The following is a 13,155-nucleotide window of genomic DNA, read 5'->3' as shown; positions in this document are numbered from 1 at the left end:
TAAAAAAATACTATTTGTAACATTTGGTAATTTCTTTTATTAATTCGTAAGCAGAATAGGAAGATTGTCTGTGCTGAATTTATCTCACAGACATCTGAGATAGATTAACTATCTTTGTACTTTATAAATTCAGTATTTTAATTATCATGTTTCAATTAGGAAAAACCATTATTTCAGAAGATATTCTTGAAAAAGAATTTGTGTGCAATTTGTCAGCTTGTAAAGGAGCCTGCTGTGTTGACGGAGATGCCGGTGCACCTTTGAGTGAAGCAGAAACTAAAATACTTGAAGAAATTTACCCGAAAGTGAAACCGTTTTTACGAAAAGAAGGAATTGCAGCCATTGAAGCGCAAGGAACCTGGGTAAAAGGAACCGATGGCGATCTTGAAACGCCATTAATTGACAATAAAGATTGCGCATATGTTATTTTTGATGGGAAAACAGCACTTTGTGGAATCGAGCAGGCTTACAATCAGGGAATCGTAAGCTGGAAAAAACCGGTTTCGTGTCATTTATATCCTATACGTGTAAAAGATTTTACTGAGTTTGCTGCGGTGAATTATGATAAATGGGATATTTGCGATGATGCCTGTTCTTTAGGTAAAGAATTAGAGGTTCCGGTTTACAAATTTGTCAAAGAAGCTTTGATCCGCCGCTTTGGCGAAGATTGGTATTTGGAACTTGAGAAAGTAGCGGATGAACTAAAAAAATCTTAAAAAAAGTATTTGTTTTTGATGGTAATAAATCATTGGGATTTGCGAAGAATAATTCCAGATAAGAGGTTTTTAAATTTTAAAAAATAAATAAATAATTCTTGCTTTTTATTTTAATAATCCTATATTTTACGGTGCTTAAAGCGATTTTATTAATTTTAATTATCTCATTTACAGATATTTAATAATTGTGTGAAAAATATTCTTTTTTTGGCTCTTTGTTAAAAACTACACCCGATTGTGAATAAGTTTGCCTTTTATTTTTGGCAACAAATGACAATCTTTGTAGTCTACTGAATCAGGGGGATTCAATAGTAAAATTAAACAAAACAGTAATGTCACAAGTTGAACCAATATTGCAAGAAAACAAGAACCGTTTCGTCATTTTTCCAATCAAACATCATGATATTTGGGAATGGTATAAAAAAATGGAAGCTAGTTTTTGGACTGCCGAAGAAATCGATTTACATCAGGATTTGACAGATTGGAACAATAAACTAAGTGACGAAGAAAGATATTTTATTAAACATATTTTGGCATTCTTTGCAGCTTCTGACGGAATCGTAAATGAAAACCTTGCAGAGAATTTTGTAAACGAAGTGCAATATGCTGAAGCTAAATTTTTCTATGGTTTTCAAATCATGATGGAAAATATTCACAGCGAAACATATTCTCTGTTGATCGATACTTATGTGAAAGATGAAGCGGAGAAAGCAGAATTATTTAATGCTTTAGAAGTTTTTCCTGCGATTAAGAAAAAAGCGGAATGGGCTTTGAAATGGATTGAATCTGATTCGTTTGCTGAAAGGCTTATTGCTTTTGCTGCTGTAGAAGGAATTTTCTTCTCAGGTGCTTTTTGTTCTATTTATTGGTTGAAAAAACGTGGATTAATGCCAGGTTTGACATTCTCTAATGAATTGATCTCACGCGATGAAGGTGTACACTGTGATTTTGCAGTACACCTGCATAATCATCACTTGGTAAATAAAGTTTCAAAAGAAAGAATCAAAGAAATCATCGTTGATGCGTTAGATATTGAAAGAGAATTTGTTACAGAATCTCTTCCGGTAAGTTTAATAGGGATGAACGCTGGTTTAATGACTCAGTATTTGGAATTTGTTGCTGATAGATTATTAGTAGAATTAGGTTGTGATCGTGTCTATGGATCAGCGAATCCGTTTGATTTTATGGATATGATTTCTCTTCAGGGAAAAACCAATTTCTTTGAAAAACGTGTTGCCGAGTATCAAAAATCAGGAGTAATGAATACTGACAGTGATGCTCAGAAAATTTCATTTGATGCAGATTTTTAGATTGCACAGCAATTTTTAGTGTCTACCACGAAACACTAAAAAGACAATAAAATTAAGAAACGAAAGTTTTTATACTAGACAATTTTTAGATTGGATCTCTTTCCCAAATCGTAGATCCGGTTACATTTTTACAATTAATTTTCATCTGTTTTTTAGATTGAAGAGCAAATAACTATGGGAATCCTACTATTCTCAAAAAATAATTTAAAAACACACAATGTTTAAGTGCTGGAATTCGTTTTCCCAGTGTCTTTCATTTATCAATAACACTAAAAAAGTAAGCTTATGTATGTAGTAAAAAGAGATGGCCATAAAGAGCCGGTAATGTTTGATAAGATTACAGAAAGAATCAAAAAATTGTGTTACGGGCTTAATGAGCTCGTAGATCCTGTTAAGGTAGCCATGCGTGTTATCGAAGGATTGTATGACGGAGTTTCTACATCTGAATTAGATAATCTTGCGGCAGAAACGGCGGCATCGATGACTATTGCACATCCTGATTATGCGCAATTGGCAGCTCGTGTGGCAATTTCAAACCTACACTCTAATACTAAAAAGTCGTTTTCAGAAACGATGAAAGATATGTATCATTACGTAAATCCAAGAAATGGTCAGGATGCACCATTGCTTTCGGATGAGGTATTCAAAGTGATTCAGGAAAATGCAGCTTTCTTAGATTCTCATATCATTTATACAAGAGATTTCAATTACGATTACTTCGGATTTAAAACCTTGGAGCGTTCGTATTTACTCAAAATAAACGGTAAAATCGTCGAAAGACCACAACATATGTTGATGCGTGTTTCGGTTGGGATTCACTTAGATGATTTAAAATCGGTAATTGAAACTTACGATTTAATGTCTAAAAAGTATTTCACGCATGCAACACCAACGTTGTTCAATGCGGGAACCCCAAAACCTCAAATGTCTTCTTGTTTCCTTTTGGCAATGCAGGATGACAGTATTGACGGAATTTACGATACTTTAAAACAAACGGCTAAAATCTCACAATCAGCGGGAGGAATAGGCCTTTCTATTCATAACGTGCGTGCAACAGGATCTTATATCCGCGGTACAAACGGAACTTCAAACGGAATCGTTCCGATGTTGAGGGTATTCAACGATACGGCTCGTTACGTAGATCAGGGTGGTGGAAAACGTAAAGGAAGTTTTGCGATTTATATCGAAACCTGGCATGCTGATATCTTTGAATTTTTGGATTTGAAGAAAAATACAGGTAAGGAAGAAATGCGTGCGAGAGATTTATTCTTCGCGATGTGGACTTCAGATTTATTTATGAAACGTGTACAGGAAGATACAACGTGGACCTTAATGTGTCCGAACGAATGTCCTGGATTATATGATGTATACGGAGAGGAATTCGAAGCATTATATATGGATTATGAATTTAGAGGAAAAGGTAGAAAAACTATTCGTGCACGTGAATTATGGGAGAAAATCCTTGAATCACAAATCGAAACCGGAACGCCATACATGTTGTACAAAGATGCAGCAAACCGTAAATCGAACCACAAGAATTTAGGAACAATTCGTTCTTCTAACTTGTGTACTGAGATTATGGAGTACACTTCTAAAGATGAAATCGCAGTTTGTAACCTGGCTTCTATTTCGTTACCAATGTTTATCGAAAACGGAAAATTTGATCATCAGGCACTTTACAATGTTACTAAACGTGTAACACGTAATCTGAACAAAGTAATCGACAGAAACTATTATCCGGTAAAAGAAGCTGAAAACTCTAACATGCGTCACCGTCCGGTAGGATTGGGAGTACAAGGTTTGGCAGATGCTTTCATCATGTTGCGTTTACCGTTTACAAGCGACGAAGCTAAAGCATTAAACCAGGAAATTTTCGAAACTTTATACTTCGCAGCTGTAACCGCTTCTATGGAAATGGCAAAAGAAGAAGGACCATATTCTACATTTGAAGGTTCTCCAATGTCTAAAGGAGAATTCCAATACAATATGTGGGGAATGAAAGATGAAGAATTATCCGGTCGTTGGGACTGGGCTTCATTAAGAAAAGAGGTTGTAGAGCACGGAGTTCGTAACTCATTATTAGTGGCGCCAATGCCAACTGCTTCGACTTCACAAATTTTAGGAAACAACGAAGCTTTTGAGCCGTATACATCAAACATTTACACACGTCGTGTATTGTCCGGAGAATTCATCGTAGTAAACAAACATTTACTTCATGACTTGGTAGAAAGAGGTTTATGGAACGAGACTTTGAAACAGGAAATCATGCGTCATAACGGATCAGTTCAAAACATTGATGTGATTCCGCAAGACTTGAAAGAACTATATAAAACAGTTTGGGAAATGTCAATGAAGGATATTATCGATATGTCTCGTCAAAGAGGATATTTCATTGACCAATCGCAATCATTGAACTTGTTCATGCAGGATGCCAACTATTCTAAACTAACGTCAATGCATTTCTACGCCTGGCAATCCGGTTTAAAAACAGGGATGTATTACTTGAGAACGAAATCAGCAGTTGATGCGATTAAGTTCACATTAAACAACGATAAAAAAGAAGAAGTTCCATCATTAGTCGCAGAAACTGAAGAAATCAGTGTTGAGGATTACAAAGCGATGTTGCTAAAAGCACAAGCTGCAGATCCTGAGGATTGTGAGATGTGTGGGTCTTAATTTTTTTTAGAGAAAAGAAGATAGAATAAAGAGAAAAGATTTATTCTTAGTATATAAAGCAGTTATTGTAATGATAGCTGCTTTTTTTTAGGAGCTATTTCCCGCTTTCTGTTGCAATCTTTTTATTTTTAAAGAAAAAATAAAAAGGATTTCTACTTCAATCGGGGCTAGTGAGATTCATTTTTCAAAGAAACTTATAAAATAATTAAATGGATTTACATAAAAACATTGTTGAAAACAAAGAAGAGTTTTATAATCTTGCTATCCAATATTATAATAACATTGAAGATGAATTTAAAGAAGCAGATTCAATTATTCCAAAATCAATTTCAATAGTAGTTGATCATGAATTCATTCCAACTCCTTGTATTAAAATAAAATTAGAGCTTTATTCACAAGACCAGCAAAAGAAAACTGGTAATTATTATCTTTATTTAGATATGGCAAAGCATTTTATAGATGAGTTTCTAACTTAAACAGATTCTATTTGTGAAAATTCTAGATTCTTCGAAATGACAATATTTCATAAGAAGTTTTCGTTTTAACGATTATCAAAGACTTTTAAAATCTTAGAATCTTAGCAACTAAGAACCTCAGAACCTTCCTTCAATTAAACCTTTTCAAAAATCCAAAGTCTTATTCTTAAATAATTCTTAATTTTATGAAAAAAAGTAATCTTTGGTCGTTACGATTAGGCTTCTCCGGAAAGGAAGCCGCTAAAATTGAAAAAATAGGATTAGAAAAATTTCTAAAGCGATCTTATGATTCAAAGTTTGATAAAGAACTTCCTGCTTTTTTACAAGATGATCCCAAAACGGTTGCTGAACTTAAAGTTTTACGGGAATCAATAAAAAATTTAGATTCAGAAGAGAAAAAGAAAATCTTAAAAAAAGAACTTTATTCCACAATCGAATTAAAAAAATGGTGGATTGCAAAAATGCAAACCGACGAATTTCCGTTACGTGAAAAAATGGTTTGTTTTTGGCACAATCATTTTGTTTCGACTTCACAAAAAGTAAAAATCAATTACTGGATTTACCAGCACAACATGATTTTACGTGAAAATGCCTTTGGAAATTTCAAGGAACTGACCAAAAAGATCGTAAAATCGAATGCTATGGTCAAATATCTGGATAATGTCGATAATAAAAAAGGCAAAATCAACGAAAACCTAAGCCGTGAATTACTGGAACTGTTCACCATCGGAATCGGGAATTATACCGAAGACGATATTAAAAATGGAGCAAGAGCTCTTGCAGGACTAAATTATGGTGATGAAGGTGCAGTTTACAGAAAAAATTCAGAAGATAACAGCAATAAAACCTATTTCGGAAGAACAGGAAACTGGAAAGCCGATGATTTGGTTGATATTATTTTCGAACAAAAAAACATTCCCTATTTGATTACCCGAAAAATCCTGAAGTGGTTTCTTTATGATAATCCATCAGAAGAATTGGTTAAATATTATGGCGATTATTTCAGAAAAGTAAATTTTGAAATCGAACCGTTGCTTACTAAAATTTTTACCGAAGAATATGCTAAGGATATTTCGGGCAATAAAATCAAAGACCCTTTGGTTTATATCTCACAGCTTATTGATGAATTGCAATTGAAAGATTATGATGAAACAATGATTGTTGCCTTTCTAAAGCAGCAAGGAATGGATTTGTATAATCAGGTTAATGTGAAAGGCTGGGATGGAGGTAATTCATGGCTGACTTCGCAGGTCTATTTGCAGCGAAATAACACTTCAGATTTATTGTGCAGCGGGCGGAGTCTTTCAAAAAAAATAATCAATAATATGATGAGTGAAGATAATCCGAAGCCGAAAAGGGAATTAGAAAAAAGAGAGGTCAAGGTAAAATATGATTCTGACGGAAATAATAAAACCATCATTACCGAACTATCCAACAGGTTATTATTTACTGTAAATGAATCGATGCAGAAAGACATGGAAAATTTGCTTAAATATGATTTTGACCCAAAAAATCCTAATGCCAATTATGCAGTTGTTCGTTTGTTTAATTATATCACAAAGTTGCCGGAATATCAGTTGATATAAAAATCTATTATTATGAACAGAAGAAATTTTTTAACGCTAACAGGAACATTTACGGGTGGAATGCTCGTGCTTCCTGAATTTTTACATGCTTTTGGTTCGCAAAATAGTTTGGTTGTTGGCGAACAGTGTTTGGTATTTATACAGCTCAACGGAGGAAATGACGGATTGAATACTTTTATTCCATACGAAGATCCATTGTATTATGATTTAAGAACCAAAATTGCTCTGAATAAAGATGCAGTTGTAGGTAAAAACAAAGGGATGGCCTTTCATCCTGCATTAAAAGATTTTGCCCAGATGCAGCAAAACGGAGATTTAACGGTAATTCAGAATGTAGGTTATCCGGAACCGGTTCGCTCACATTTCCGCAGTCAGGAAATTTGGCAAACTGCAGCAGATTCCAATAAATATATAAACGAAGGCTGGTTAGGCAGATATTTGGATCTGCAATGTCACGATCACCAGCCTACAGCCGGCATCAATCTGGATTCGATAGATAATCTGGCATTGAAAGGTATGGAGCCCAATTCGATTACGGTAAAAGACCCCGATCGCTTTAAGATAAAACAGGGTAAGGATGAAAATGTAAAATTATCAGAAAATCCGCAATTGGATTTTGTTCGAAAAATAGCCAATTCAGTTGTGGAAGGCTCAGATGATATCCAGAATGCCCTGAAACAATCCAAAACAGAAATAAGTTATCCTAAAACCGGATTATCCAAAAATTTGGAATGGATTGCAAGATTGGTAAAAGGAAATTTAAATTCGAAAGTCTATTATACATCGCTTGGCGGATTTGACACACATGATAACCAGCTTTCTATCCACGAAAGAAAATTAACTGAACTCAATGATGCGATATTTAGTTTTTATCAGGATTTAAAGCAGGCACAATTGCTTCAAAACGTAACGATTGTTGTATTTTCAGAATTTGGAAGACGTGTAAAAGATAACGGAAACGGAACCGATCACGGAACTGCAGCCCCAATGTTTGTAATTGGAGGAAGTAATAAAGGAACAATTCTGGGCAATAATCCAAATCTAGCAGACCTGGACAATGGCGATTTAAAACACCAAATTGATTTCAGGTCTGTTTATGCTTCATTGTTACAGCAAAAAATGGGTTTCGATTATTCAAAAATCGGAATTAAGAATAATCCGGTTTCAGGATTGTTTTAGTTTTTTTAGGAGCTATTTCCCGCTGTACGTTTCAATCTTTTGTGCCGAACCCCGGCACAAAAGGATTTCCACTTCCATCGGGGCTAAAAAATATTCTCGTTTCCAAAAAAAAATAGAAATTTCCGATGATGTGAAAAATGAATTGGATATTCGAATCAAAAACTTAGGAGAAGGAAAAACAGAGTTGTACACTTGGGATGAGGTTAAAAGCCATTTGAGACTTTCTAAATAAATTCTTTTGATTTTTTGTCAGAAATGACAATGTTGAGTAAATACAAAAAGAATCGAAAGTATATTGATTCATTAAATATGTAATAGATTAAAAAGAATTACAGAATCTTCCTCAAACCCAATTGTATAAATCTCATTTTAAGCCTAATTTATTAAAATATCATACAAAACAAACCGATTTTGTTAAGAAATCCTTTTTTGTTTCAGAAAATGCATTATTTTTTTTGGTGCGGTTAAAATAATTTATACATTCGCAGAGAATTTAAAAAATAACACAAACAAAATGGCAAATAACCGTTTTTATTTTAGCAACAACTTTTATTTCTTCTTTAGTAGAAGTTAGGATTGTGCTATGGTTATTTGAGAAAAATTAAAAGACAAATAAAACTAATATACAATCCTGATGAAAATCAGGATTTTTTTTTGACTATATGACAACTAAAATTGCAATACAAGGTATCAAAGGATCTTTTCATCATCAGGTAGTAAAAGAATATTTTCCTGAGAATGTTGAAATTGACGAATGTTTATCTTTTGATGAATTGATTGACAGCCTGCTTTCGGGCAAAACAGACCAGGCGGTTATGGCAATTGAAAATTCGATTGCGGGTCCAATTATCCCAAATTATGCTTTGATTGACAAGAATAATTTACACATTATTGGAGAACATTATTTAAGCATTCACCAAAATTTAATGGCTTTAAAAGGTCAGAAAATAGAAGATATAAAAGAGGTTCATTCGCACCCAATGGCATTATTGCAATGTATGGATTTTTTAAAACAATATCCTAACATCAAATTGGTTGAGGATAAAGATACTGCTGAAACTGCCAGAAGAATTCAGGAAAAACAATTAACCGGAATTGCAGCAATTGGGAGTAAAACAGCTTCGGAGATGTATAATTTGGAAATTATTGCACCGGAAATTCAGACTATCAAAAACAATATGACACGTTTTGTGATTATTAAAAAACAGAATTCATTTTTACCGGAAAGCGAAATCAACAGAGCTTCCATCAAATTTGAACTGGATCATAAAAGAGGAAGCCTAGCAGCAGTTTTGAATGTAATGAGCGACTGCAAACTGAATTTGACAAAAATTCAGTCGTTGCCAAAAATTGAAACACCCTGGAAATATTCGTTTTTCGTAGATGTGACATTCGAAAATTACGAAGATTATGCAAAAGCCAAAACATTACTAAATATTATGGCAGAATATTTTAAAGTGTTGGGAGAGTATAAAAATACAAAGCCTTTGAGTCAGTCTTAAAGTTGATTTTAGATTGAAGATTAACGAATTTAGATTTCAGATTGTAAGGCTGAGTCCATTCGACTTCTCTCAGTATAAACTTAGTCGAAGCCCTTCAGTTTTCAAAAGCCTTCGACTCCGCTCAGGGTGACAGAAGTTTTAAAGCATAAGCTTACGGCCTAAAGCCTAAAGCATTTTTAATAAAAAATAGAAATGATTACAACAGCAAAAAGATTAGATACAGTTGAAGAATACTACTTCTCATCAAAATTGAGAGAAGTTCGACAACTAATGTCTGAAGGAAAATCTATCATCAATATGGGAATTGGAAGCCCTGATTTGAGTCCGTCAAAAGCAGTTATTGAAGCGGTTGCCTCCGCCATTCTGGATGAAAATGGGCACGGTTATCAGAGTTATCAGGGATTGCCGGAATTGAGAAAAGGAATGGCAGATTTTTATCAGAATCAGTTTGGTGTTGAGTTGAATCCAAATAATGAGATTTTGCCTTTGATGGGTTCGAAAGAAGGAATTATGCATATTTCGCTGGCATTTTTGAATGAAGGCGATCATGTTTTGATTCCGAATCCGGGTTATCCGACTTATACTTCGGTAACGAATTTGGTTGGTGCTGTACCGGTTTATTATGATTTGAAAGAAGTGAATGCCTGGGAACCGGATTTTGAAGCTTTGGAAAAATTAGATCTTTCGAAAGTAAAAATTATGTGGCTGGGATATCCACACATGCCGACAGGAGCGAGAGGAAGTTTAGCGTTATTTGAAAAACTGGTTGCTTTTGCTAAAAAACACAACATATTATTGGTTAACGATAATCCGTATAGTTTTGTTTTGAATGATAACCCGATGAGTTTATTGCAGGTTGAAGGCGCAAAAGAAGTGGCTCTGGAATTGAATTCACTTAGTAAAACATTCAACATGGCAGGCTGGAGAGTTGGAATGGTTTTAGGAAATCCTGAAATTATCGATGCAGTCCTGAAAGTAAAAAGCAATATGGACAGCGGTATGTTCTACGGAATTCAAAAAGGAGCAATTGCCGCTTTGAATTGTGACAAATCATGGTTTGAAGATCAAAACAAAATTTACAGACGCCGTAGAGAATTGACCGAAAAACTAGCAGAAAAATTAGGCTGCGAAGTTTATAAAGAAGGAGTTGGGCTTTTTGTCTGGGCAAAATTGCCGGAAGGAATCGAATCAGCAGAGAAGTTCATTGACGAAATATTATACGAGAAACATATTTTCATTACACCGGGAACAATTTTTGGAAGTAATGGTGAAGGATATATCAGGTTCTCATTGTGTGTAAAAGAAGAAAAAGTACAAGAAGCGATTGATAGATTTTAGATTGTCTTTGCGAGGGACGAAGCAATCTCGGCTGCTGAGTCAATTGTTAGTGTGGTTGCTTCGTTCCTTGCAATGACGCAAGGTCTTGAAAAAACAAGAAGTCCTAGCCCTGATAGAAGTGGAAATCCTTTTGTGCCGGGGTTCGGAACAAAAGATTGCAACGGATAGCAGGAATTAGCTTCTAATAAAAATAAATATGAAAGTATACGTAATAGGAATAGGATTAATTGGTGGTTCGATGGTGCTGGACATCAAAGAAAAACATCCTGATGCTACTATTTTTGGAATCGACAGCAACGAAAAACATTTGCAGGAAGCAATTGATTTGGGTGTTATTGATCAGGTCGGAAGTTTTGAAGAATTGGTGGAGGCTGATTTTGTAATTGTTTCGGTTCCTGTGGATGTGGCACTGACGGTTTTGCCAAAAGTTTTGGATTTGGTTGGAGATAAAACAATCGTTTTTGAAGTCGGATCAACTAAAAAACCAATTTGTGAAGCAGTGGCAAGTCACCCGAAAAGAAGAAACTTTATCGCAACGCATCCAATTGCAGGAACGGAGTTTTCAGGACCTTCGGCGGCGATAAGAGGTTTGTTTAAGGGAAAGACAAACATTATTTGTGAGGTGGAAAAGACCACTTTTAAATTGCAGGAAAAGGCTTTGAAACTTTTTGTGGAAATTGGAATGAGGATTCGATATATGGATCCGGTTTCACATGACAAACACATTGCTTACGTTTCGCATTTGTCGCATATTAGTTCGTTTATGCTCGGAAAGACGGTGATGAATAAGGAAAAAGACGAACAGGATATTTTTGATATGGCGGGAAGTGGATTTGAAAGTACCGTTCGTTTAGCCAAAAGTTCACCCGCAATGTGGACACCGATTTTTAAGCAAAACAAAGAACATGTAATTGAAACATTAGAAGGATATATTGCCAATCTGACTCAGTTTAGAGATTTGTTGGCAGACGATAATTATAATGCCATTTTTGAAGAAATGGAAAGTGTAAATAAAATTAGAGAAATATTAAACGGAATAACTATTAAAAAGTAAACACAAAAAAGATGGAAAATAAAAAAGAAATGAGAAAGTGGTTAGAAGATTTCAATTTAGATCACCCACTTGTGATAGCTGGACCTTGTAGTGCAGAAACGGAAGATCAGGTTTTGAAAATTGCTCACGAATTGAAAGATTCAAAAGTTAGTGTTTTCAGAGCTGGAATATGGAAACCAAGAACACGTCCGGGAGGATTTGAAGGTGTTGGAGAAATTGGTTTGAAATGGTTGCAAAAAGCAAAAGCTGAAACTGGTTTATTGATGGGTACTGAGGTTGCGACTGCAGCACATTGTAAACTGGCTTTAGAGCATGATATCGACGTTTTATGGGTTGGAGCCCGTACAACTGCAAACCCTTTTGCGGTTCAGGAAATTGCTGATACTTTGAAAGGAACTGATAAAATCGTTTTGGTTAAAAACCCTGTAAACCCGGATTTGGCTTTATGGTTAGGTGGTGTTGAGCGTTTACACATGGCTGGAATCGAGAAATTAGGAGTTATTCACAGAGGTTTCTCTACTTACGAAAAAACAAAATACAGAAACATTCCGGAATGGCAGATTGCTATCGAATTGCAAAATAAATTCCCTGATTTACCATTAATCATCGATCCATCTCACATTACAGGAGATCGTAAAATGATTTTTGAAGTAACGCAAGAAGCTTTAGATTTGAATTACGATGGTATGATTATCGAAACGCACTACGATCCGGACAATGCCTGGTCTGATGCTGCTCAACAAGTTACTCCAGACGCTTTGAAACAAATCATTAAAGATTTGACTATCAGAAAAACGGATGATACTACAGATGAGTACAGTTCAAAAATGACTAAATTGAGAGCTAACATTGACGTTTTGGATGCTAACTTATTAGAGTTGTTAGGAAAACGTATGAAAGTTGCTGACGAAATTGGTCAGGTGAAAAAAGATGCAAACGTTGCGATTCTTCAAAACAATCGTTGGAATGAAATCTTAGGAAAAATGATTTTGGAAGGTGAGAAAAAAGGTCTTACTGAAGAGTTTGTTTTGAAAATGTTCAAAGCAATTCACCAGGAAAGTATTGGTCACCAGGAAAAAGTATTGAATGCATAAATTGTATTAAACTACATAAGTGATATAAGTTAATTTAGGTTTTTACAAAGCTTGTTATTAATGTTTGTTATGTCACGGATGTGATTTAGATAATTAAAATAGAGTCTCCATCCCTTTGACAAAAAGGGTTGGGGATTTTTTTATGAAATTAATTTACACTCCTCCCAACCTTTTTATGTTTTTTGTTCTCTATATCACTATACAACCTTAACTTTCGTGTTATG

The 13,155-nt window shown here is 34.7% G+C and carries 10 protein-coding genes; all 10 read left to right on the top strand.

The window, feature by feature from the left end; all coding sequences use genetic code 11:
* Window positions 1–146: 146 nt before the first annotated feature.
* The 10 genes from PMI10_RS20115 (at window position 147) to PMI10_RS20070 (ending at window position 12,931) form a co-directional block, all read left to right on the top strand.
* Window positions 147–716 carry a DUF3109 family protein gene (locus PMI10_RS20115; protein ID WP_007811195.1) on the top strand — a complete coding sequence of 190 codons (570 nt, stop codon included), beginning with the start codon at window positions 147–149 and terminating at the stop codon, window positions 714–716.
* A 332-nt stretch (window positions 717–1,048) separates the two neighbouring features.
* Window positions 1,049–2,026, top strand: a complete 978-nt coding sequence (locus PMI10_RS20110; RefSeq protein ID WP_007811193.1) for a ribonucleotide-diphosphate reductase subunit beta — start codon at window positions 1,049–1,051, stop codon at window positions 2,024–2,026.
* Window positions 2,027–2,311: 285 nt separating this feature from the next.
* On the top strand, window positions 2,312–4,702 hold the full coding sequence (locus tag PMI10_RS20105) for a ribonucleoside-diphosphate reductase subunit alpha (protein WP_007811191.1): 2,391 nt from the start codon (window positions 2,312–2,314) through the stop codon (window positions 4,700–4,702).
* A 209-nt stretch (window positions 4,703–4,911) separates the two neighbouring features.
* A complete protein-coding gene (locus PMI10_RS20100) occupies window positions 4,912–5,178 on the top strand; it encodes a hypothetical protein (protein WP_007811189.1) in 267 nt (88 codons plus the stop codon).
* A gap of 185 nt (window positions 5,179–5,363) precedes the next feature.
* A complete protein-coding gene (locus PMI10_RS20095; RefSeq protein WP_007811187.1) occupies window positions 5,364–6,764 on the top strand; it encodes a DUF1800 domain-containing protein in 1,401 nt (466 codons plus the stop codon).
* A gap of 12 nt (window positions 6,765–6,776) precedes the next feature.
* Window positions 6,777–7,943: a DUF1501 domain-containing protein gene (locus tag PMI10_RS20090; protein WP_007811185.1), complete on the top strand. Its 1,167-nt coding sequence runs from the start codon at window positions 6,777–6,779 to the stop codon at window positions 7,941–7,943.
* Window positions 7,944–8,605: 662 nt separating this feature from the next.
* The gene (locus tag PMI10_RS20085; RefSeq protein WP_007811183.1) at window positions 8,606–9,445 is read left to right on the top strand and encodes a prephenate dehydratase; all 840 of its coding nucleotides are present in this window, start codon (window positions 8,606–8,608) and stop codon (window positions 9,443–9,445) included.
* A gap of 192 nt (window positions 9,446–9,637) precedes the next feature.
* Complete coding sequence (locus tag PMI10_RS20080; RefSeq protein WP_007811181.1) at window positions 9,638–10,783, top strand: pyridoxal phosphate-dependent aminotransferase; 1,146 nt, start codon at window positions 9,638–9,640, stop codon at window positions 10,781–10,783.
* A 196-nt stretch (window positions 10,784–10,979) separates the two neighbouring features.
* Window positions 10,980–11,837, top strand: a complete 858-nt coding sequence (locus PMI10_RS20075; RefSeq protein ID WP_007811178.1) for a prephenate dehydrogenase — start codon at window positions 10,980–10,982, stop codon at window positions 11,835–11,837.
* 11 nt (window positions 11,838–11,848) lie between these two features.
* The gene (locus PMI10_RS20070; protein WP_007811176.1) at window positions 11,849–12,931 is read left to right on the top strand and encodes a bifunctional 3-deoxy-7-phosphoheptulonate synthase/chorismate mutase type II; all 1,083 of its coding nucleotides are present in this window, start codon (window positions 11,849–11,851) and stop codon (window positions 12,929–12,931) included.
* The last annotated feature ends 224 nt before the right edge of the window (window positions 12,932–13,155 follow it).

The organism is Flavobacterium sp. CF136, assembly GCF_000282055.1.
Taxonomy (GTDB): Bacteria; Bacteroidota; Bacteroidia; order Flavobacteriales; family Flavobacteriaceae; genus Flavobacterium.
This window is presented reverse-complemented; position numbering and strand designations above follow the sequence as displayed.